Genomic DNA, 22141 nt, shown 5'->3' with positions numbered 1-22141 from the left:
CACCGGGTGCGACCAGCCTATCCCTGCGCAGCAGTGTTCCCTGCCGAATCGCGTCGTGCTTTGGCTGAAGATTGCGAAAAAACGCCTCGAATCAGCGAAACCTGCTGGCTTTCCCCTGTAAAGCTGCGGCAAATGAGGCCTGTCGCAAACATGGCTAAAGGCGCCAGGATCAAGACGCGTGCGTTGGGCATTCGTTGAAGGAGCGGATCGACTGAGATGCAGAGATCAGTGCGCCTGAAATCCTTTGAACTGGTCGCGCGGGACATCAATGATGTCGACGTTGATCTGCTGCATGCACTATCGATTTCTGTCCGCTGGCCGCATCGCCCCAAGGACTGGAACCTACTGCGCCGCGCCGGCCACGGCATCGTCGCCGTTGACGGAATTGGGCGCGTCTTCGGAAGTGCGATGTGGTTTCCCCACGGGGACGATTTTGCCACCATTGGCCTGGTGATCACGACGCCTCGCGCACAGGCGCAGGGAGGTGGCCGATGGCTCATGGAACAGGTCCTTGAGCAGTGCGGGGATCGCAATCTGGCCCTGAATGCAACCCATCCCGCCTATCCTCTGTATATTTCACTCGGCTTCACGAGCGAGGCGATCGTCTACATGCGCCAGGGCGAGGCCCCACAAAAACTCCCGCCGATGCCAGTTCTGGATGGTGAACTCAGTGAGCTGCCCAGCGACAGACTTCGCGAGATCACCGAGCTGGACGCGCGTGCGTTTGGGACAAATCGTGCGGGGCTACTTGCGTTGCTCGCAGAGGATGCCTCGATAGCCACTCTGAGCCGCGGTGGCGAGGTCGTTGGCTATTCCATGTGTCGCGAGTTCGGGCGCGGCCATGTGATTGGCCCCATTGTGGCTCGAAGCGACCAGGACGCGGTCCATCTCACCGCCGTCCATCTGAAGAAGCTGGCAGGTCGATTCGCGCGCGTCGATACGCGCGAGAGGGATGGCGTGTTTGTCGAGTTCCTTCAGCAGAGCGGCCTCGGCATTGCCGAGACCGTGACGACAATGTCCAAAGGCCGCCGGTTCCTGAACCGGGAAAGCAACGGACCTTGGGTCTACGGATTGGCCAGCCACGCCTGGAGCTGAATGCAAGCACGCTATCGCCGTCAAGCAGCAGATGTGCAGGTTCAAGGCTCTCACAACGACTCCAGCGCCCTGGACATACGTTCGAGCCCTCTGCGCAACAGCGGACGAGGGCAACCGACATTGAGGCGAATGTAGCCTTCGCCACCGGGTCCATAGACGCGCCCGTCGTACAAATTGACTCCGGCTCGGTCGACGAAAAACTGTTGAACGCCTCCAACCCTCCGATCGAGTCCGCGCGCATCCAGCCACACCAGGAAGGAAGCGTCCGGCCGCATCGGTGTGATGCCCGGCAGGCGATGCTCGGCGAAGTTGAGGACGAAATCGACATTACCGCCGATGTAGCGCGTCAGCTGATCCAGCCACGGCGCGCCGGTGCTGTAGGCGATCTCTAGCGCCAGCCGTCCAAAGAAGTTGGCGTTGACCATGAACGATGCCTGCATGCTGGCCAGAAGCGCCTCGCGCCGCTGCTTGTTGGCCACCGACACGGTTGCGGAGGGCACGCCGGCCAGATTGAAGGTCTTCGTTGGAGCCGTGCAGATGAATGACTTTTCCGCGGCATCCTCCGAGAGGGACGAGAAGACAATGTGCGGGCGATCCGATAATCTGATATCGCAATGGATGTCGTCAGATATGACGAGGATGCCGTAGCGCTCGCAGACATCGTTCAGCGCCGTCAATTCCCCGTGCGTCCACGCCTTTCCAGCTGGATTGTGCGGATTACACAACAGGAAGGCCTTGGCGCCGGCTGCCAGTTTCGCGAAGTTCTCCAGGTCGAGCTCGTATCGGTTATTCTGCAACCTTAGCCTGTTGACCAGCAGCTTCCTTCCGTTGCCCTGAATTACTTCGAAATAAGGCGAGTAGATGGGAGACTGCACAATCACCCCGTCCCCGGGCTTCGTGAAGGTCCGAAGCATCGCGGCCACCGACGGCATGATCGCTGGCGCCGGCAGCAGGGATTCCAGTGCCGGCGACCAGTCGTGCCGACGCGCGAACCATGATTGCACAATCTCGTAGTGACGGGGGTCGCGGCGGGTATAGCCATAGATCCCATGGTCCGCGGCTTCTCGCAGGCGCGCGATGACGGTTTCAGGCGCGCGAAAATCCATGTCCGCGGTCCATAGAGAAAGCAGATCTTCGCCCTCGACCCGAGGCGAGAATTCGTCCCACTGATTGGCCCATTTGACTGACCCAAATTGGTGGCGATCATAGATCCTGTCGAAGTCGATCATTCCAACATTTCTTTCCGCAACCGTCGGTTGCGATGCATCTGCACAAGCCATTGCCTGGTTTCCGGGTGTGGTTTTTGCCGCTCGCCGCTGCTCGAACTTTCGGAGCGCTATCTGAGGATTTTGCGCAGGAAACTGTCGAGCACGGTCTGTCGCATATTCCGCTTCCTAGCTCTCGTGGCCGCGCGCCAACGCGCGCTCCATCGACTGCGAGTAGCGGGACATTCCAAAGCAGAAGATCCAGTAGACCAGCCCGGCGAAGAGATAGCCGGTCGAGGAGATCGTCGGCCCAGCCCAGTTCGGGTCGACTCGCGCCGTTTCGACGGCCCTGAGGAAGTCCGCAATGCCGACGATCGCTACCAGCGTCGTGTCCTTGAACAGCCCGATAAAGGTAGAGACTATGCCTGGGATAACGATCGTGAGCGCCTGCGGCAGGATGATCAGACGCATCATGGTGAAATGGCTGACGCCGAGCGCCTTTGCCGCCTCATATTGCCCCTTGGGGATCGCCTGAAGGCCTGCGCGCACCACCTCGGCCATGTAGGCGGACGAGAACAGCGCGATTGCAATCAGCGGACGCAGCAGCCGATCGGGCGTCAGATAGTCGGGCACGAAGAGCGGCATCATGAAATTCGCCATGAACAGCACCGTGATGAACGGCACCCCCCTGACGACCTCGATGAAGATCACACACACTGCTCTGACGAAGGGAAGCTCCGATCGTCGGCCAAGCGCGAGAAGCACACCAAGCGGCAGCGAGAAGACGATGCCCACGATCGACATGAGCAGCGTGATGAGCAGCCCACCCCATAAGACGGTATCGATCACCGGCAGATTGAAGGACGCGACGCCCCTCAACAGAACGAAGGCGACGACCGGGTAGGCAACAAAGAACAGCAACGCCGCCACATTGCGCCGCGGCGCCCGTTTCCACAGCAGCCAGACGATCAGCACGGCGCCGATTGCCAGCGTCAGGTCCACCCGCCAGCGCTCGGAAACCGGATATGCCCCGTAACGGAGATAGTCGAACTTCTCCACGATGAACGGCCAACAGGCGCCGTCAGGGTTGGCGCGGCATTCTTCCTGTCCGCCGGCCCAGACTGCATCCAGGACTGCAAAACTCACGAACTGATGCAAAAGCCATGCGGCGAGAACTGTGAAGCAGATCGTGAGCACGCCTGAGAACGGGGTCGAGAACAGGTTCTTTCTGATCCAGGTCGCCGGGCTCGGCCGGATTCCACAAGGCGGCGCCATAGGCGGCAGAAGCGGAGCGCTAACCAGGGGCGGATGCAGGGACTGGCCGCTCATGCATCACCTCTCGACGATCGCGAAACGTTGATTGAAAGTGTTCATGGCCATCGACATGACGAGCGAAATCGCGAGGTAGACCGACAGCGTGATCGCCATCACCTGGACGGCGGCGCCGGTCTGGTTGAGCACCGTTCCCGCGAAAATCTGGACGAGGTCGGGGTAGCCGATAAACACCGCGAGTGAGGAATTCTTCGTCAGATTCAGGTACTGGCTGGTCAGGGGCGGTATGATGATGCGCAGTGCTTGCGGAACAATGACCAGGCGAAGCGTTTTGCCCGGCGCAAGCCCGAGCGCATGGGCGGCTTCGGTCTGGCCTTTCGGCACAGCCTGGATCCCGCTGCGGACAATTTCCGCGATAAAGGAAGCGGTGTAGACGGACAGGCCGATCAGAAGCGCGGCAAACTCCGGATAAAGCTGGTGTCCACCCCGGTAATTGAACCCTTTCAGCTCCGGCGTCACGAACGACACCGGCGAGCCGACCAGGAGAAAGACGGCCAGAGGCAGTCCAATCAACGCAGCGAGGCTGACCCACAGCACGGGCAGCTGTTTTCCGGTGCGGTTCTGCGTGCGCCTGGCGTAGAACCAAAAAGCGACGCAGAAGATGCTGGCCGCCAGGACTGCAAGTCCCACGCTACCTGCTCCTGCGTAGAGCTGGATTTCCGGAATGATGAGACCGCGATTGTTCAGATAGATGCCGCCGGGGAGTTCGATCGACGCCCTCGGCGCAGGCAGCGCTTTCAGGACTGCATTGTACCAGAACAATAGCTGCAGCAATAACGGGATATTGCGTATGATCTCGACATACGAGGCCGCGACCTTTGAAACGATCCAGTTCGGTGACAGGCGGGCAATGCCGACGACAAAGCCCAAGATTGTGGCCAACACGATTCCAAGCAGGCTCACATAGAGGGTGTTGACCACACCCACCCAGAACGCTTGGCCGTAGGTGGAGAGCGTGTCGTAGGGGATCAGCGTCTGATTGATGTCGAAGCCGGCGGCCTCGTTCCAGAAGCCGAAAGACAGCGGAATCCCGCGTGCCCTCATGTTCGACGCAGTCTGAACGGCAATGCCCACGGCCAAGGCCAGCAGGCTGCCCGCTAGCAAAAGCTGATAGATGATGCCCCGGACCTTGGCGTCGTGCAGAGACCGGCTCCTGCGCGAGGGCGCGGCGAGCAGCACATCGGACATGACCCTGTTCCTGTGTTGGTGCGGAAAGACGCCGGCGCAATCGCCGGCGGCTCGTGACCGACCCAGCCTAGCGGATCGGCGGGGCGTACTGGAGACCGCCCTCACTCCAAAGAGCGTTCAGGCCGCGCTCCATCTTGAGCGGCGAGGCCTTGCCGATATTGCGATCGAACACTTCGCCATAGTTGCCGACCTGCTTGATAACGTCCACGGACCAGGTATCGCCAAGCCCGAGATCCTTTCCGAGGCTGCCCTCCGCTCCGAGCAGCCGACGAATGTTCGGGTTGTCCGACGACTTCATTCCATCGACATTCTCAGAGGTTACGCCCAATTCTTCGGCAGCGACCATGACAAGGAGCGTCCATTTGGCCACGTTGAGCCAATGATCATCGCCCTGCCGCACGGCAGGCCCAAGCGGCTCCTTGGAGATAAGTTCGGGAAGCACGATGCTGTCGTCGGCCTTCGCCATGCGCTGGCGCGACGCATTCAAGGTGGACGTGTCGGCGGAGAGGACGTCGCAGCGACCTTCGTCGTAGGCCTTTACGACGGCTTCTTCATCGGCAAACCCGACGGTCGAGTATGTCATCGAATGCGACCGGAAGTAATCGGCCAGATTCAACTCGGTCGTCGTGCCCTGAGTGACGCAGATGGACGCGCCATCCAGATCTTTGGCCGAACCGATGTTCTCCGCTTTGCGGACCATGAAGCCCTGGCCATCGTAGAAATACGTGCCCGCAAAAAGTATTCCGAGAGACGTGTCGCGGGATGACGTCCAGGTTGCGTTATGTGCGAGTATATCGATCTCGCCCGACTGAAGCGCGGTGAAGCGGTCCTTCGGCGTAAGCGGAATGAACCTTACCTTCTGCGCATCGCCCAGAACCGCTGCGGCAACAGCGCGACAATAGTCGACCACGAACCCGGTCCATTTGCCCTCATTGTCCGGCAGGCTAAATCCGGCTGTCGCTGAGTTGGTTCCGCAGGTCAGAACTCCGTTCTTCTTGACATTTTCGATCGTCGCGGCGGACGCGTTGGAGACAACGAGCCCTACCGCTGCTCCGACCAGTCCCTTGAGAATTGATTGCATCCTGGTTCCCCTTATTTTCTTGTGGATCACCAAGGTTGCGCAAGCGGAATTATTGGTCAAATTCATTCTCGTCATGATGAATATGAGCCTCACTCATACACATGGTTACGCTCGTAGGGTTTCAGCCGTTAATCCCTGTCTGAAGACACATCTTCTCATACCAGCGCACTCCATTGGAGCAACGCGACGTGTGTCTCCTGTTTATTTCCGCTGTTCTCTCTCAGAAACAATTTCTCTCTTCTTTATCTGCGACTCAGAGTAGATATTTGAGAGAACTTCTTTGAGCCAGATCGTCCCTGGGTCCGTGGCCATCTGCGGATGAAGGAGCAGCCACGCGCTCACATTTGGGATCGGCAGGGGCGGCGAAAGGAGCGTCACTTCACTCGCTCTATCGAGGATTTGGAGGATTCCGTCACCACAATGAGCAACAAGTTCGGTGCCTCGCAAAACCCACGGAAGCGCCAGATAGTTCGATATCGTCGCGACCACGTTCCGCTGCAAACCAAGCTCCTTGAGGGCGGCATCCGCAAGCCCGCTGGAAACACCATCGGCGGAAACCTGCAAGTGAGACGCTGACAGATATGTCTCCAATGACATCGCCGAACTTGCGATTTGGCTGCCGCTCCAAACTGCGCAGAAGAGTCGATCCTGGCCCAGTTCGATCTTCAAGAGGCTTGGGTCATCCTTGATCACTGCTCCAGTCAATGCACAGTCGATCTGTCGAAGATGAACTGAGGACGGGATATCGAGCCCGTTCGCTGGAATAATATTCAACGTGGCGCCGGGCGCCTGCCTGGAAAACTCCCGGAGGAGACGTGGTATGATTATCATCGCATGGTAGTCAGTGAGTCCGACACGAAAGTTCCGCCGAGTGGTTGCGGGATCGAAAGTTTGATGGCGATCAATTGAGGCTCGAATCGTCGCTAATCCGGCTGAGATGTCTGGCAGAAGCTCGACCGCCCGCGGGGTTGGCCTCATTACGCCTCCATCGCGCGTGAACAGCTTATCGCCGAAAAGGTGCCGCAACCTGGATAAGGAATGGCTAATCGCAGATTGCGTTCTTCCCAATTCGCATGCCGTACGCGTCACGCTTCTTTCGCGCATCATTACGTCGAATACGCGCAGCAAATTCAGGTCGAGGTCATCGAAGCTCATGAGATTGCCATGAATGGTTTGTCATGAATCAGCACCGAAAGATGACTCAAAGAGCCGATAAGGCCTTGGTTTTTCATCATGAGGCGAGAACGCCCACGAGTCACGCGCGCCTCGTTTGCGAGCCCTGCCATCGCTACGGATTTGCAAATCGGCGCGGGCAAGCGCCCGGAGACGCCACGTGACTTTCTGCTCCGTTTCTCAGAGGCTGCGGTTATAAGGAGGAGCGGCGGTGAGGCTGGTTCTCATCTTTGCCGGATTGCTGGCCCTCTATCTCGTCCTCGACAGGTCAGCGTGGTCGCTCCGGAGATTTCGGGGCGAATGGGGGCTCATTGTCGGGACGCTAGCGATCGTTGCGGCCTTCATTGTTGAGTACATAGTAGCGCGGAAGGTGCCGCGAGAGGCGGCGCTGGCGCTAGGCCTCGGTGCGCCGCGAAGCGGAGCAACTTGGTTCACAGTGATCGGCAGCGTCGTCTTGATCACACTGATCCCAATCTATTGCGCGATCGCGGCGCTACCGCTCTCGCTGCGCGATGGCTGGTGGTGGCTCGCGTTCGGCATCTTTGCACAGGGCGGGATCGCCGAAGAGACAGTGTTTCGGGGGTTCCTCTTCCGGCACCTGCGTGAGGGGCGGACCTTCTGGAGGGCGGCTGCAATCGCGGCGGTGCCGTTCGTTCTCGTCCATCTCGCGATGTTCTGGACGATGGAGCCGATCCTCGCGGCAGTGTCACTAGGGGTGGCGTTGTCGCTGATCTTCCCGTTGGCCGCGATCTTCGAGCGGGCGGGGAATTCGATCTGGCCGGGTGCGTTTCTGCATGCCGTGATCCAGGGGACGATCAAGCTTGTGGTGGTACCGGACGAAAGCTTTATCCAGCTCGCACTGGTCTGGCTGGTTGTGACCGCGGTGGCGCCATGGGCGGTGTTCCTCTTGCCGAAATCGCAGGCGGAATCGTTACCGAGAGGCAACCCTGGCCGGGCGCATGGCGGGTAGCCGCATCTGCATTCTGCAGCATCGCCGGCCGCTTCATCCAGTCGAGTGGCCTCGAAGGCAGAGATAGGGACGGCCTGCAACAGGCAGCGGAACCGACCGGCATGCAGCCGGTTGAATCGGCATGAAGGCTCGTCTTCCGACAACCAGCAATGCAAGGCTACATCATGAGCGTTCTGCAGAGAACCAAGAAAGCCGTCGAGCAGGTTACCGGTTTCGCAGCACCGGGCAGGCAAGAAGTAACCGATCTTGTAAGGCGGCGAAAAGCAAATGAGTTTTGGTTCAAGGATGATGGCCTGGTGCCCAATCATCCGTTTTGGCCGCTTGTCGTCTATCGCGGCGCCGTGAGGCTGCCCGAAGAATTTGATCCCGCAGCCGTCTTGGAGGAGCTTTTCGAGGTCACTGGATGGGGGGACAGCTGGCGGAATGGCATCTACGACTACGTTCACTACCATTCGCGAATACATGAGGTGCTCGGGGTTGCGGCCGGTACGGCCAAAGTCCGGTTTGGAGGCAAAAAGGGCCGAACCCTGTCCCTGAAGGCGGGCGACGTCGCGGTTCTTCCGGCTGGCACCGGGCACCAATGCCTTTCGGCATCCGACGATCTTCTCGTGGTCGGCGCCTATCCTCCGTTTGGGACCTATGACGAATGCACGACTGCCCAGGAGCATGATCGCGCGCTCGCGACGACCAAGAAGGTAAGTCGTCCACGCAAGGATCCCGTCTATGGGAGCAGAGGCCCGCTTCTGCAAAGTTGGAAGAAGACCTGAAGCAGGCGCAGATCGATCGAAGACCCACAAGTACAGAACGCACGAGCTGGGGCGTCTCGCGCTCCTGGTCGCATTGTTTGGAAAACCCATCGATCAAGACGGGCACTTGGTGCTCGGCGATTACGGCCAGGTTGTTGCCGAGCGCCGCCGGCCCGTGACAGCCAGGTGCACGCGGTCGCACCAGGCGCCGCGTCGGCCCACGCCGACGCGCTGGCCACGAGCCCCGCAAGCAGGACAGGCACGAACGATCGTCCGCCGCGCCTGTTCTTCGCGCGCCTCATGTCATGCGAGGTCATGGTTCTTCAGCGGCATCGTGCGGATGCGCTTGCCGGTGGCGGCGAAGATCGCATTGAGGACGGCCGGCGCGGCGACCGCGATGGTGGGCTCGCCGACGCCGCCCCAGAAGCCGCCGGATGGCATTATGATCGTCTCCACCACCGGCATGTCGGCCATGCGCACGACCTCGTAGCTGTCGAAGTTCTCCTGCTCCATGCGGCCGCCATTGACGGTGCATTCGCCGTAGATGCAGGCGGAAAGGCCGTAGACGAAAGAGCCCTCGACCTGCCTCTCCACCTGTGCGGGGTTGACGACATGACCCGGATCGGTGGCCGCCACGATGCGGTGGATCCTGAGCTGCCCGTCGATGATCGAAACCTCCGCTGCCGCCGCGACATAACTGCCGAAGCCCATGATCTGCGCCAGGCCGCGGTGAACGCCGGCCGCCGGCGGGGTGTCCCAGCCGATCCGTTCGGCAACCGCCTCCAGCACGGCGAGATGCTTCGGATGTTTGGCCATCAGCTTGCGGCGGAAGGCGAGCGGGTCGACGCCGGCCGCATGGGCGAGTTCGTCCATGAAACACTCGACGTAGAGCGCATTCTGGTTGAGGTTGACGCCGCGCCAGAAGCCTGGCGGGATCGGTGGGTTGCGCATGGCATGGTCGACAAGCAGATTGTCCACCGTATATCCCAGCGTGCCTTCCGTGCCGCTGAGGACCAGGCCCTGGAAGACGACCGGGTCCATGCCGTTCTGCATGGCTTCCGGCCGCACCGCGGCAAGGATCGACTGGCCGGAGATGCGCATGTGCAGAGCGGTCAAATTGCCATCGGCGTCGAGCGCGCCCGTCAGCCGGCATCGGGTGGTCGGGTGATAGGCGCCGTGCAGCATATCCTCTTCGCGCGACCACATGAGCTTTACAGGCGTTCCCGGCACCTGCCTGGCTATGCTGACCGCCTGGCGCACATAGTCCTGGAAGTTGCCGCGCCGGCCGAAGCCGCCGCCGAGATGGATCTTGTGCACCTCGCATTGCTGCACCGGCAGGCCGGCGGCCTCGGCCGCTGCAGCAAGGCTCGCCTCGCCATTCTGGGTCGGCACCCACACCTCGCAGCGCTCCGGCGTGTAGCGCGCCGTCGCGTTCATCGGCTCCATGGTCGCATGGTTCTGGTAGGGGAAGGCATAGGTCGCCGTGACCGTCCGGCCGGCTGCGGACAGCGCAGCTCCGGCGTCACCTTGCACGGCGCCGATGAAGGCGTCATTTGCGCCGAGCCCCTCCTCGAGCATCGCTGCGATCGAGGCGCTGGTGACCTGCCTGTTGGGACCTTCGTCCCAGATGACCGGCAGGGCATCGAGAGCGGTCTTCGCTCGCCACCACGTGTCGGCGACAACCGCAACGGCGGTTTCGTCGACCTGAACGACGGTGCGCACGCCGGGCATGGCCGCGACCGCCGCCGCGTCAAAACTCTCCACCTTACCGCCGAAATAGGGGCAGGCCCGGATCGCCGCGTTGAGCATGTTCGGCAGCTTGAGGTCGACGCCATAGACCTGGCTGCCGTTGAGCTTGTCGGCCGTGTCGAGTCGCGGCAGCGGCTTGCCGGCTATGGTCCAGTCCTTGGGGTCCTTCAGCGTGACATTGGCAGGCGGCGTCATCCGCGCGGCGGCGGCAGCCAACTGTCCATAAAAGGTGGCGCGATCTGATGCTGCATGCGTGACCATGCCCATCCTCGCGGTGCATTCGCTGGCCGGCACGCCCCATTCGGCGGCCGCGGCGGCAATCAGCATCTCGCGCGCAACGGCGCCACCAATGCGCACGTATTCGTGCGATTCGCGGATGCCGCGGCTGCCGCCGGTCGAAAAATTGCCCCACACGCGGTCGCGTGCGAGGTTCTGGGCCGGCGACGGGTATTCGGTCGTGACCTTTGACCAGTCGCAATTCAGCTCCTCGGCGACGAGTTGCGCCAGGCCGGTCAGCGTCCCCTGCCCCATCTCGGAACGGGCGATGCGGATGACAACCGTATCGTCGGGCCTGATCACCACCCAGGCATTGATCTCCGACGTGGTCTCGGCGCCCTCGGCAAGCGCAGGTTTGATGAACGGCACGTTGAATCCGAGGGACAGGCCGCCGGCCGTGGAGGCCACGCCGATGATGAAGCTGCGGCGGGAGATGGAAATTATGGCGTTCATGACTGTTCTCCTCAACCGCGTTGCGTGGTTTCGCCGCTTTTGGCGGCCAGCTTGATCGCGGCGCGCACCCGGTTGTAGGTGCCGCAGCGGCAGATATTGGTGATCTCGGCGTTTATGTCCTCGTCCGCGGGGTTCGGGTTCTGCATGAGCAGACCCGCCGCAGCCATGATCATGCCGGCCTGGCAGTAGCCGCATTGCGGCACGTCGAGCGCCAGCCAGGCCTGCTGGACCGGATGCGAACTGTCCGGCGAAAGCCCCTCGATAGTGGTGATTTGCTGGTCCGGCTCGACCGCGCTCACCGGAAGTACGCAGGAGCGCGTGGCGACGCCGTCTATATGGACGGTGCAGGCGCCGCAGGCGGCAACGCCGCAACCGTATTTCGTCCCGGTAAGCCCGATCTGCTCGCGGATCACCCACAGCAGCGGCGTATCCGGATCGACCTCGATGTCACGTGGCGTGCCGTTGATGATCAATCTGGCCATTGTGCAATCCTTTCGATCAAAGGCTGGCGAGGACCGCCGTCCGGATGCCGCACGGCATGGCCTGGCGGCAAAGACTGGAAGTCCGGGCTAGCGACGAGGCCAAGTTAGGCGGAAGCTGTCGCAGAACCTTGTCCCGACGACCGGCAGTTCATCGCAAGCTGTCGCAGGCGCTGCGCTCTGATACATTTCGTTACACTTCTCACGCTTTGTTGATGCCGCGCGAGATTGCCGCCGTGGCGCAGAAGGTGATCATCCGTGTAGACGCAAACTAGATATCGTCGATACTGGCCGACTATTCAGCGGCGGCTTTGGAGCATTGTATGGAAGCGGCGCAGCACATCGCGGTCGTCGACGACCACAGGGACATCCGCGACCTGGTCGGGAAATACCTCACCCAGCAAGGTTATCGCGTCAGCGTCGCCGACAGCACGGCCGCGCTCAAGCGGCTGCTCGACCGCAGCCTGCCCGATCTTATCGTCCTCGACGTCATGATGCCTGGCGAGGACGGCATTGCCGCCTGCCGGCACGTGCGCGGAACGGTCGACGTTCCGATCATCTTCCTTACCGCCATGGCCGAGGAGGTCGACCGGATCGTCGGCCTCGAGATCGGGGCCGACGACTACCTGACCAAGCCGTTCAATCCACGGGAACTGCTGGCGCGGATCAAGGCCGTGCTCAGGCGCGTCCACAGCCTGCCACCGCAGCGCGGTCGTCTAAAGTCGAACGCGCTTCGGTTCGACCGCTGGACGCTGAATGTCGGCCGCCGCGAGCTGGTCGGGCACGACGGCGTGGCGGTCGCGCTCAGCACGGCCGAATTCCGCCTTCTCACCGCTTTTATCGAGCATGTCGGGATCGTGCTCAGCCGGGATCAGTTGCTCGACCTCACCGTCGGGCGCTCGGCCGACGGTTTCGACCGGGCCGTCGACAACCAGGTGAGCCGGCTGCGCAAGAAGATCGAGGCGGACCCAAAGAATCCGATGCTGATCAAGACGCACTGGGGCGGCGGCTACTGCTTCACCGCCGAGGTGGCCCAGGCATGATGCTGTTGTGGAGACGCAGCCTGGCGGCCCGCTTCCTGATGCTGGTGCTGCTTGCGCTCGCCCTGTCGCAGGCGATCACGTTCCTGATCTCGTGGGACGAGCGCGGCCAGGCCCTGCACGCGGCGGCCAAGGGCGAGTTCGTCAGCCGCACGTCCTCGCTTGCGCTTCTGCTGGACACGACGCCGCCCTCGCTTCGGCCCGACATCCTCAATGTCAGCGGCACGGCCTATACGCGCTTCTGGACCTCGGACGATGGACCGAGCAATCCCCTCGCCTGGCAGCAGGAAGCCTTGACCGAGCTCGCCAAGCCGCTGCCAGGAATTGCCGGCAAGTATGCCGCGTATATGAACGGGCAGGCCTCGACCGCAGTCGATGCCGCCGACCCTTCCGTGCCGCCGCGCATGCTGGATTTGTCCGGCAATGGCATGCCATTCTCGCGGCCGGCCAAGTTTCTCTATATGGACGCCGCCCCAAACGGCATGGGCCTTTCCGTCCGCCTCGAGGATAGCACCTGGCTGAATGCCGCCTACGCCAAGGCGATGCCGAACGCCTTCTGGACGGCGCAATCGGCGATATCGCTGGCGCTCACCGCACTCATCCTGTCCGCCATAGCGATTTTCGGGGCGCAGGCAATCGCGCGTCCGCTGCGACGGCTCGCCAATGCCGCTGAACTGTTCGGCCGCGGCGAGGCCGTGCCGCGGCTGCCGGAATCAGGGCCGGACGACATTCGCCAGACCGCCGAGGCGTTCAACCGCATGCAGGAGCGCCTGCAGCGCTTCGTCGAGGACCGGACGCGCATGCTGGCGGCGATCAGCCACGACCTGCGCACGCCGCTGACCTCGCTCCGGCTGCGCGCGGAGTTCGTCCAGGATCACGACCTCCAGGAAAAGATGCTGAAGACCATCGAGGAAATCCAGACAATGACGGAAGCAGCGCTCGCCTTCGCGCGCGAGGACGCCGCGGTAGAGGAGACGCGAACCGTCGATCTTTCGGCGCTGGTCGGCGGCCTCTGCGACGACCTCGCGGAGCTGGGCCAAAACGTCACCGTCAGCGACGGGCCCAAGGTGCTGTACCGCTGCCGGCCGGACTCCCTGCGCCGGGCGATCCGCAACCTCGTCGAAAATGCCATCCGCTACGGCGAGCAGGCCAAGGTGAGCCTGGTCAGGCGTGCCGACAGCCTGGACATCATGGTCGAGGACGCCGGGCCCGGCATTCCGCCAGGCGAAATGGAACAGGTGTTCGCCCCCTTCTTCCGCCTGGAGCAGTCGCGCAACCGGGAGACCGGTGGCGTCGGGCTCGGCCTGTCAATCGCCCGCGCCATCGCCCGTCACCACGGCGGCGACATCGTGCTGGAAAACCGGAGCAACGGCCTTCGTGCGGTCATCCGGCTGCCGCTGATCGACATGGCCAAGCAGCTTGCCCCGGCGCCTGTGCCTGAGACCAACCCTCCGACCGGACTGCAATCCTTGCCGGTTTGACCGAAACCCGTTCCCGCGATCGCGCCAGGCGCTCACATTTTCGTCAGGTGATGTCGTCTGAACGGTCGTCCTCGGCAGCGATCCGCTTCTCGACGATGGCCCGCAAAGCGCCGTTAATACGGTCCTGCCAGCCTGGTCCGTCGCCCTGGAAATAATCCAGGACAGCTCGATCGATCCTGATTGAAACAAGCTCTCTGACATTTGGAGCAGCTGCGGTTTCGCGAACCGGTGCGGCCGGCTTCTTGGCAGGCTTGAAGGCGGCTTCGGCGGCAGCCATTGGATTTGTCGGCCGGCGCGGAGGATTTGCCATTGATGGTCCTGACTCGAGATAACGAAAGGAAGAGACATGCAACGCAAAACGCATCTGAATGCTTCGGCCCACTGCCTGGAACAGTGAATCGAATATCGACGCGAGAGGCAATGGTCTCGCCTCCCCGGGAGGAGGAAATGCGCGCCATTGCATTATTTGCCGGCGTGTTGGTGGCTACGCCCTCGATGGCGACGGTGCAACTGGGCCCCTGTCCATTATTGGGACACAGATTCACGGTAGCGTTTCGCCGATACCTGATCGGCAAGGTTCGACCTCTCTCTGTCTTTCCGCCGCACAGCCTGAACCGGACGTTCTAACCCAAAGGCGACCTTCGCCAGCCCATTTTGCTGCCCGATAGCCGACATTCGCGGCAAACCAGCGCTGATGACCCGAAGCCGCCTTCCATCAATGCGGATTTTTTCAAAGTCTCCCGTTCGGGTTGGCCGAGGCCTCAGGCAGGATTTGAAGTGTCGCGGCCAAAATGGGCGCCATTCAGACATTCCGGTACCATCATTGTTCACGGGGCCTAGTATCCTACAGCGTCTGCGAACTCTGCCACAGCCAGATTGCGAGCGAGCCTGAACGCCCGCGGACCTGTGCTTCCACAGGTCCTCTTAGAGCACCAGATTTGAACAACTCGCAGTCGCGGCCGGCGACTTGCACCATTTTGTCGCTCACTGCGACTTCGGCATTTTGGTCGGCCGCGATCTCCATCAAGCGACTGGCGACGTTAACCGTATCACCAGTAGTCGCGATGTGCTGACGGCCTTTGCCACCGAGTCTCGACGCAACGATTGTTCCGTAATGCGCTCCGATCTTGAAGCCGAGCCTCGATGCAGTCGATGCGGGCAACGAGACGAGCCAGTTGTTGGTACGGCTGGAGAGCGCTGCGCAGCAGCGGGCAGCATTGAAGGCATCATCTGTCGTTGCTTCCGGTAGACCGAACAGGATCATGGCTCCGTCACCCATGAAATTCGTGACAACGCCACCGCAGCTTGTCACCTCTTCGTCCACCAAGGCATGGAACGTGTTCAAAAGTTCGCGTGTGGCGTTCGGCCCCAATGTTTCGCTCAGTCCGGTGAAACCGGACAGGTCAATGAATATGATGGCGGCGTCCCTCCGGACAGGTTCCAGGAGAAAGTCGCCATGCTTCGCGAGCCACCCCGCAAGGCCCGGGGCCTGAACTCGTTGAAGCAATTCGCTCTGCGTGGCGAAATACTGGGCCTGGTTCCTGCCCAACCAAAGCTGCGCGGCCCCGAACAAAATAGCTGGCGGAACGGCGGCGGCCATCGGCAACGCCGCGCTCAGCCAGATATGGTGTGAGAATGCGGTCATATTGACCACGAACCAGGTCACAACCACGCCGACGATCGCCGCAAGGCCGATGGCGTTGCGACGCCATGCCAACAGCCCCACAAGGACCACTGGCAGCACCACTGCAAAGCCGGCATCTGCAAGGCGAACGTACTGATCTCGCACTATGCCGTCGCCGGTCATCAGATGGGCAATGGCCGTCGACATGACCTCGACGCCTGGGAGCACGGGATCAAACGGTGTCGGGAAAACATCGCCGGTGCCGGTTGCAGTGGCACCGATCACAACAATTCGATCCCGAATAATGCCGCCATCGACTTGGCCCCCCAGAACCGTCGTGGCGCTGATCGTGCGGATCGTGCCGCGGGGGCCATAGAATGTCAGAGGGAGTATGTGACCAATGTCCGTCCGAATCCGCTGTCCACCCAGAGATAGATAGTCGGGCGCAATTCCCGGATCCTCTCCCACCGCCATGGCGGCAACGCGCAGGGAGAAAGACGCTTCCGTCCGATCTCCGGCCCGAAACAGCAACGGGACGAACCGAGGCGTTCCCGTCCAGTCGGTAACCACGTTCACGACGCCGACAGCGGCGATATCCGAGAACGCTTCCAGGGGCCACAGAAACCGCTTGGCATTCGGCACTCGGGCGAGAGGGCCATCGCCCTCGACTGCAATCGATTGTTTACCTCCCGAGTAGACCGCTGCAGCAGCGATTACGCTTGAAGTCCCACGAAGCGAACGCGCGAGCGCCTCATCATCATCTTTTTTCCCGGGATCGACCAGCAGCAGGTCGACCGCAATGGCTTTCGGCCCAAAGCGAGCTATCGTATCGACAATCCGGGCAAGCGTGGCGCGGCTGAGGGGATAGCGGCCGTCGTTTCGGACTGTTTCGTCGTCTATTGCGACAATGGTAATCAGCTCCGGCGGCTTTGCCGTTCCCCGAACAAGCGTTCGAAGATCCGTCATCGTTGCTTCGACGCGATCGAGGGACCACATGTTGCCGCGCCAGTGCGCAAAGCCAAGGCCGGCCCCCCAAAGACCCGCCAGAACGAGCGCAATCAGCGTCTGAAGCGCTCGCCCGCTCATTTAGCTTACTGACCGAAACGGGCCATCAAAGCCGAAACACGTGCGGCGGGCCAGCGCTTGACCGTCAGTGTGCCTGTTCCGGCTTCCACATCGACGCCTTCGCCCGGCCCGAGGACTACGCCAGCATTGGACGCCGGCCTTTGCACGGCGACGCGACCTTTGACGACGAAAACAGACGTCTTGCCACGGGCAACGTCGACTGCCCATTTTGTGCCTCGCACCGCGGCGATCGCCTGCGGGGTGACGACAGCGAAGCCACCCCGGACCCTGCCGGCTGGAGCATCGAGCAACAGCGCCTTGCGCCGTAATGTGACCGCATCGGCACTACCATTTCGATCACGGTCCACCACTGCAAAACGAGCGCCATCTTCCGCAATGATGGTAAGGCCTTCCCGGCATCTCAGAATTTGTCGGGACGTACCTGCTACCAGTCGGAACGTACAGCCGGCGTTATTCGACTGCGCTGAAGCGGTATCCACCCAAAAGACACAGGCAAGCATGCATGCAATCAGGCTCCGGAGATGTCGGCCACTTGCGCTCATGAACGTCTCCTTGCTTTTGCGAAAATCTGCGGCAAGAAAATCTTTGCTGTTTAACCCCGGCACGACCCATACGGCCTCAGCACGACGGTAGTCCCCAAATGGCGAATGTGCTAGCGAACATTCGCTTCTGTCGCTCTTAGCCATCGAGACTGGAACGGCAACTTCCCACCCTGAGCGGGAGTCCAGCCACGGCGCCGAGCGTCATAGATTTTCATCGCTCCCGTATGTCTGTGTCCCAATAATGTACTGGGGCCAACTGGTCTTTGCGCTGCCAAATTTCCAGACGCCACCGTGGCCATGTTCACGGGCCGGCGAATCGTGATCCGGCTGCCGTGTTCGAAGAGGAGCATTCTTCATGCGGACGCTTTGTTGCAGTGCAACGAAAGGTGAACGCAGATGCTGCTGCGATGGCTGCCGTTTCGATTTTACATCAGGCCCAGCACCGCTCCGGCGACAACCAGATAACGCGAAACTTTCGCGACGGCGACGATTACGACAAAGCTCCATAGCGGCTCGCGCAAAACCCCGGCGACCACGGTCAGTGGGTCGCCGACGATCGGCATCCAGCTTAACAGGAGCGACCACCTTCCATAACGGCGATACCAGTTCGCGGCGCGGTTTAGCCTCGCGGGACGCAGCGGAAACCAGGGCTTGTCCCCAAAGCGTTCGATCCCTCGACCAAGACCCCAGTTCACCGCCGAACCAAGGATGTTCCCAATGCTGGCGACAACAACCAGCATTGCTGGTGAGAAGGAACCGGTGGCGAGGAGCCCAGCAAGGGCGGCCTCCGACTGCGACGGAAGAATGGTGGCGGCGGCGAAGGCGACAACAAACAGGCCGCCGTAGATGGCAAAGATATCCATCTACGTTTCGCCTTGCGGAGCGGGCGTCAGGGTTGCACGTCGATCACGACCATGAGTCCGCCACCGCCTTTCCCTCAACATTGTTGTAGTTCGCATGATGCCCGATATCCGGGATGGATAAACATTTTCCGGGCCGACGCGGCTGCTAGACGCGACATCGCCTTCCCCATCGCCCCAAAACCACAGGATAACGGACTGCCGGTCGCTGGGAAGGTCAAGAGCTCTCCGCCAATGGCCTCTGAACATTAAGGGGCACGGATATGCGGTATGAAGATCAAGTCATAAGCAGGGCCGCTCCCAGCTCCATCAGCCGCTCGGCGGCAAAGCCGATCATCTCGCGCAGGATATCGGCGTCGGGGGTCTTCTCTACGAGCGTGCGCAGGTTCATCATGTCGCTGGTCATCGGTGGTTCCTTCGAATCAGGTTGTGTCAGCAACCCAACCCTACAGAAGAACATCGATGACCGCCGCTACGCCGCTCGCTCGCTACAGCGCTGTTGAGGGCGCGCTCGCGAGCGGCTTCGCTACCGCCGACCTACACCACGCGGTGGGACACGACCGACTGGCAGGCAAGGCCGAGGATGACCGTCTCGCAGTCTGCACTGCAGCGGTCTCAACAGGAACCGCCCAAATGCACCGTACTTTCCGGCGGATCTTAGCGACAATGTTGATTGCCTGGGGTGTCGGCTACGCTGCCGGCTACGCGCAGGCGCAAAACCCGCTCATCATCACGGCACCAGTCTCCGGTCAGACTATTGATGGGACGCTCTCCTTTTCCGGGACGGCTGCCGTCAACAGCATCACACGGCGCGGAACTATTCGCGGGCAGACCAATACCGGGGTCGAATGCCGAGGGACAACTACCATCAACCTTACCTTTTCGCGTGGAGAAGGAACGATGGTTTGCGGGCAACTCTCAACCCGATTCGTGTTCTCGCTGACCAGCAGACAACCTCCAGCTGGCACAGGAACGGGAATCCTTTCCGATGGGCGAAAGGTGGTCTTGAGAATAGGACGATGACCCCAAAGCGACAGGCACTTCCTCTATCGAGAAGTGCGAGCTGAAGAATTGATGTCCGTGGTGCTGGATCTATCCCTCTTGCTAAAGCCGACGGAAGCCGGGCCGATCGATGACCTCCTGCGCCGAAAAAAGACGCCAGTTCACGGAGAATGGGTTCCGTGGGCGTTCTCTGCTGCTTGACTCTCAGCCTTTTTCGCGGCAGTTTCGATCAATAGGTCAGACCAATTTACCGATCCGGGATCAGCCAGATGATTCCGTTGAAGTGGGTAACAATGCCGATCCAGGCCGTTGAACCGCGTCGACTTTACCGACAGATCGCCGATCAGCTCAGGCAGCTGATCGACGCGGGCGAGTTCGCAGTCGGCGATCGCCTGCCGACCGAGCGCGAACTGGCCGATCAGCTTGGCATCTCCCGCCCGACCGTCCGTGAAGCGCTGATCGCGCTCGAGGTCGAGGGGCGCATACGCATTCGCGTCGGCTCGGGCATCTATGTAACCGAACCGCCGCGGGCCGAAATTTTGACGGCAGAAATGGATGAAGGCCCGTTCGAACTGTTGCGGGCGCGCGAGTTCATCGAAGGCGCGATCGCCGCCGAAGCCGCCCTCCAGGTTCGGCCGATCGACATCGAACATATGGACGACGTGCTGCGCCGCATGGAGGACATACCTCACCCGACCAAGATGACGATCGCACTCGACCGCGAGTTCCATACGATGGTGGCGGGCATTCTCGGAAACGCCGTCCTGGTGCGCTGCATCGGCGAGCTATTCGACCAGCGCATGAATCCATATTTCGAACGCCTGTCGAGCTATTTCGAGAACAGGGATTCCTGGCGGGTCGCCGCGGAGGAGCATCGCGCGGTGCGCGACGCGATCGCGGCGCGCGACCCTGAACGGGCCAAAGCCGCCATGCAGGAACATCTGCGTCAGTCGCAATTGAGATTCTCACGCAATTTCGGTGAGAAATCCGCAGCCAGGGAGGTCGCGGAATAGAGCATCGGACCAAAAGCGGGAATCGGTTTGGGAAGAACCGATGCTCAAACTAAAAGGTCTAGCAGCCGGCCGGAGGATCCTGTCGGTACAGTCAAAATCCATTCACAGGGAGGAATACGATGTTGAGGAAATACGCCGTTCTGCTCGGCACGATCGCCGCAATCGCTCTGCCGATGGCTTCGGCCTCTGCACAAACCGCGCTGAAATGGGCCCACGTCTACGAAACCTCCGAACCCTTCCACACGGAGACCGTGTGGGCGGCGGAAGAGATCAAGAAGCGCACCAACGGCCGCTATACGATCGACGTCTTCCCGGCTTCGCAACTCGGCAAGGAAGCCGACATCAACCAGGGGTTGACCCTCGGCACGGTCGACATCATCATCTCCGGATCGAGCTTCGCCGCCCGCGAATTCCCGCCGATCGGCGTGACCTACTTCCCGTTCACTTTCCGCGACGCGGATCACCTGCTCGCTTACACCAAGAGCGACAAATACAAGGAGTTGACCGGCGGCTACGAAGAAGCGTCCGGCCATCACATCACGGCGACCACCTACTACGGCACGCGTCACACGACTTCCAACCGGCCGATCGAGAAATGCGCCGATATGCAGGGCCTGAAGATCCGCGTGCCTGATGTGCCGGCCTATCTCGCCATGCCGCGCGCCTGCGGCGCCAACACCGCACCGATCGCCTTCGCCGAGGTCTATCTCGCCCTGCAGCAGGGCACTGTGGAAGCGCAGGAAAACCCGCTGACGACGATCGACGCCAAAAAGTTCTACGAAGTGCAAAAGCACATTATCCTGACCGGGCACATCGTCGATCATCTCAACACGGTCGTGTCGCAATCGCGCTGGTCGCAATTGTCGGACCAGGACAAGGCGATCTTCACCGAGGTGATGCAGGAGGCTGCCGCGCGAGCGACGAAGATCATTGTCGATCGCGAGAAAGCCCTGGTTGAAACCTTCAAGGAGCGCGGTCTCACCGTCACCGAAGTCGATCGCGCCGATTTCGAGAAGAACGTGATGGAGAAGGTGACGTTCGAGGAGTTCGGCTATCGCAAGGAAGACTGGGAGGCGATCCGCGCCGTCAAGTAACCCGCATTAATCCGGGCCCGGCGCGACAAGCGCGTCGGGTCTGTCGAGCCCGCTGTCCAACAGTGCCCGGAGCTTGCCGATGACCCAAGAGGTCCACACCCAGGTTACAGCAGAAGAACTGGCGCATGCCTTCGAGGAAGAGGCGCCGCCCATCGATCTGTCACGATACGCGGTGGAAGACTGGGTCACGCTCGCCGTGTTCTGGGGCATGTCGTTCTGCGTGTTTCTGCAGTTTTTCACGCGCTACGTCATGAACAACAGTTTTGCCTGGACCGAGGAGATTGCGATCAACTGCCTCGTCGTCGTGGTCTTCCTGGGCTCGGTCATGTGCACGCGCACCACGCGCCACATCCACGTCGACGTGCTCTATCACTATCTCCCCGCTGGGGCGGGGCGCTACCTGGCGCTCGCGGTCAATGTGATTACCATTTGCTTCTTCGCCTACATGTCCTGGCTCCTCTGGCGCTATGTCGGGATCGTCCACCGCGAGCGGATGGTCACCATCAACCTGCCGCGCAACGTCGTCTTCTACGCCGTCTTCGCCGGTTTCGTGCTGATGATGCTGCGCGCCATCCAGGTATTCATCGGCAACATCCGCCGTGGCTACTCGGCGCTGGAGCGCCCCGCCGCGTTCGACGGATTGGGGGAATAG

At 61.2% G+C, this 22141-nt stretch carries 21 protein-coding genes; 9 read left to right on the top strand and 12 right to left on the bottom strand.

Features of this window, described 5'->3' with window-relative positions:
• Positions 1-216: 216 nt before the first annotated feature.
• The gene (locus BQ8482_RS01155) at positions 217-1095 is read left to right on the top strand and encodes a GNAT family N-acetyltransferase (protein ID WP_123145897.1); all 879 of its coding nucleotides are present in this window, start codon (positions 217-219) and stop codon (positions 1093-1095) included.
• Between the two features lie 50 nt (positions 1096-1145).
• Here BQ8482_RS01155 and BQ8482_RS01150 read toward each other — a convergent pair whose 3' ends face one another.
• From BQ8482_RS01150 to BQ8482_RS01130, 5 genes are all read right to left on the bottom strand, one after another.
• Complete coding sequence (locus BQ8482_RS01150) at positions 1146-2324, bottom strand: MalY/PatB family protein (RefSeq protein WP_165848384.1); 1179 nt, start codon at positions 2322-2324, stop codon at positions 1146-1148.
• Between the two features lie 165 nt (positions 2325-2489).
• Positions 2490-3629 carry an amino acid ABC transporter permease gene (locus tag BQ8482_RS01145; RefSeq protein WP_165848383.1) on the bottom strand — a complete coding sequence of 380 codons (1140 nt, stop codon included), beginning with the start codon at positions 3627-3629 and terminating at the stop codon, positions 2490-2492.
• Between the two features lie 3 nt (positions 3630-3632).
• Positions 3633-4820, bottom strand: coding sequence for an amino acid ABC transporter permease (locus BQ8482_RS01140; RefSeq protein ID WP_123145895.1), 1188 nt, complete (start codon positions 4818-4820; stop codon positions 3633-3635).
• 67 nt (positions 4821-4887) lie between these two features.
• Complete coding sequence (locus tag BQ8482_RS01135) at positions 4888-5901, bottom strand: amino acid ABC transporter substrate-binding protein (RefSeq protein ID WP_123145894.1); 1014 nt, start codon at positions 5899-5901, stop codon at positions 4888-4890.
• 201 nt (positions 5902-6102) lie between these two features.
• The gene (locus BQ8482_RS01130) at positions 6103-7056 is read right to left on the bottom strand and encodes a LysR family transcriptional regulator (RefSeq protein WP_123145893.1); all 954 of its coding nucleotides are present in this window, start codon (positions 7054-7056) and stop codon (positions 6103-6105) included.
• Between the two features lie 229 nt (positions 7057-7285).
• Here BQ8482_RS01130 and BQ8482_RS01125 point away from each other — a divergent pair, with 229 nt between their 5' ends.
• Together BQ8482_RS01125 and BQ8482_RS01120 are read left to right on the top strand one after the other, a co-directional pair.
• Positions 7286-8044 (top strand): CPBP family intramembrane glutamic endopeptidase, encoded by a 759-nt coding sequence (locus tag BQ8482_RS01125; protein WP_123145892.1) that lies wholly within the window; start codon positions 7286-7288, stop codon positions 8042-8044.
• Between the two features lie 164 nt (positions 8045-8208).
• Positions 8209-8811 (top strand): cupin domain-containing protein, encoded by a 603-nt coding sequence (locus BQ8482_RS01120; protein ID WP_123145956.1) that lies wholly within the window; start codon positions 8209-8211, stop codon positions 8809-8811.
• Positions 8812-9093: 282 nt separating this feature from the next.
• On the opposite strand, the gene BQ8482_RS01115 is transcribed toward BQ8482_RS01120, so the two are convergent.
• A complete protein-coding gene (locus BQ8482_RS01115; protein ID WP_123145891.1) occupies positions 9094-11268 on the bottom strand; it encodes a xanthine dehydrogenase family protein molybdopterin-binding subunit in 2175 nt (724 codons plus the stop codon).
• A gap of 11 nt (positions 11269-11279) precedes the next feature.
• On the bottom strand, positions 11280-11750 hold the full coding sequence (locus BQ8482_RS01110) for a (2Fe-2S)-binding protein (RefSeq protein ID WP_123145890.1): 471 nt from the start codon (positions 11748-11750) through the stop codon (positions 11280-11282).
• A 320-nt stretch (positions 11751-12070) separates the two neighbouring features.
• On the opposite strand from BQ8482_RS01110, the gene BQ8482_RS01105 reads away from it, so the two are divergent.
• Both BQ8482_RS01105 and BQ8482_RS01100 read left to right on the top strand, forming a co-directional pair.
• Positions 12071-12790, top strand: a complete 720-nt coding sequence (locus tag BQ8482_RS01105; protein ID WP_123145889.1) for a response regulator — start codon at positions 12071-12073, stop codon at positions 12788-12790.
• Positions 12787-14268 carry an ATP-binding protein gene (locus tag BQ8482_RS01100; RefSeq protein WP_123145888.1) on the top strand — a complete coding sequence of 494 codons (1482 nt, stop codon included), beginning with the start codon at positions 12787-12789 and terminating at the stop codon, positions 14266-14268. The genes BQ8482_RS01105 and BQ8482_RS01100 overlap by 4 nt, the downstream gene beginning before the upstream one ends.
• Positions 14269-14311: 43 nt before the next feature.
• Here BQ8482_RS01100 and BQ8482_RS01095 read toward each other — a convergent pair whose 3' ends face one another.
• The 5 genes from BQ8482_RS01095 to BQ8482_RS39970 form a co-directional block, all read right to left on the bottom strand.
• Entirely contained in the window at positions 14312-14578 is a 267-nt protein-coding gene (locus BQ8482_RS01095; protein ID WP_123145887.1) for a BrnA antitoxin family protein, read from the bottom strand.
• 534 nt (positions 14579-15112) lie between these two features.
• Complete coding sequence (locus BQ8482_RS01090) at positions 15113-16978, bottom strand: CHASE2 domain-containing protein (protein ID WP_123145886.1); 1866 nt, start codon at positions 16976-16978, stop codon at positions 15113-15115.
• A gap of 5 nt (positions 16979-16983) precedes the next feature.
• Positions 16984-17520, bottom strand: a complete 537-nt coding sequence (locus tag BQ8482_RS01085) for a FecR domain-containing protein (protein ID WP_123145955.1) — start codon at positions 17518-17520, stop codon at positions 16984-16986.
• Between the two features lie 425 nt (positions 17521-17945).
• Positions 17946-18383, bottom strand: coding sequence for a YqaA family protein (locus tag BQ8482_RS01080; protein WP_123145885.1), 438 nt, complete (start codon positions 18381-18383; stop codon positions 17946-17948).
• A gap of 274 nt (positions 18384-18657) precedes the next feature.
• Positions 18658-18786: a hypothetical protein gene (locus BQ8482_RS39970; RefSeq protein WP_280178792.1), complete on the bottom strand. Its 129-nt coding sequence runs from the start codon at positions 18784-18786 to the stop codon at positions 18658-18660.
• Positions 18787-18842: 56 nt separating this feature from the next.
• Between BQ8482_RS39970 and BQ8482_RS01075 the strand changes: the two genes are divergently transcribed.
• The 4 genes from BQ8482_RS01075 to BQ8482_RS01060 all read left to right on the top strand — a co-directional run bounded on the left by BQ8482_RS01075 (position 18843) and on the right by BQ8482_RS01060 (position 22141).
• A complete protein-coding gene (locus BQ8482_RS01075) occupies positions 18843-19403 on the top strand; it encodes a hypothetical protein (RefSeq protein WP_123145884.1) in 561 nt (186 codons plus the stop codon).
• A gap of 272 nt (positions 19404-19675) precedes the next feature.
• A complete protein-coding gene (locus tag BQ8482_RS01070) occupies positions 19676-20395 on the top strand; it encodes a FadR/GntR family transcriptional regulator (protein ID WP_123145883.1) in 720 nt (239 codons plus the stop codon).
• Between the two features lie 119 nt (positions 20396-20514).
• Positions 20515-21489, top strand: a complete 975-nt coding sequence (locus tag BQ8482_RS01065; protein ID WP_123145882.1) for a sialic acid TRAP transporter substrate-binding protein SiaP — start codon at positions 20515-20517, stop codon at positions 21487-21489.
• A 79-nt stretch (positions 21490-21568) separates the two neighbouring features.
• On the top strand, positions 21569-22141 hold the full coding sequence (locus BQ8482_RS01060; RefSeq protein WP_023798555.1) for a TRAP transporter small permease: 573 nt from the start codon (positions 21569-21571) through the stop codon (positions 22139-22141).

Source organism: Mesorhizobium delmotii, assembly GCF_900149755.1.
Classification (GTDB): Bacteria; Pseudomonadota; Alphaproteobacteria; order Rhizobiales; family Rhizobiaceae; genus Mesorhizobium; species Mesorhizobium delmotii.
The sequence above is the reverse complement of the archived record's forward strand: the minus strand, read 5'-3'. Positions and strand labels throughout refer to the sequence as shown.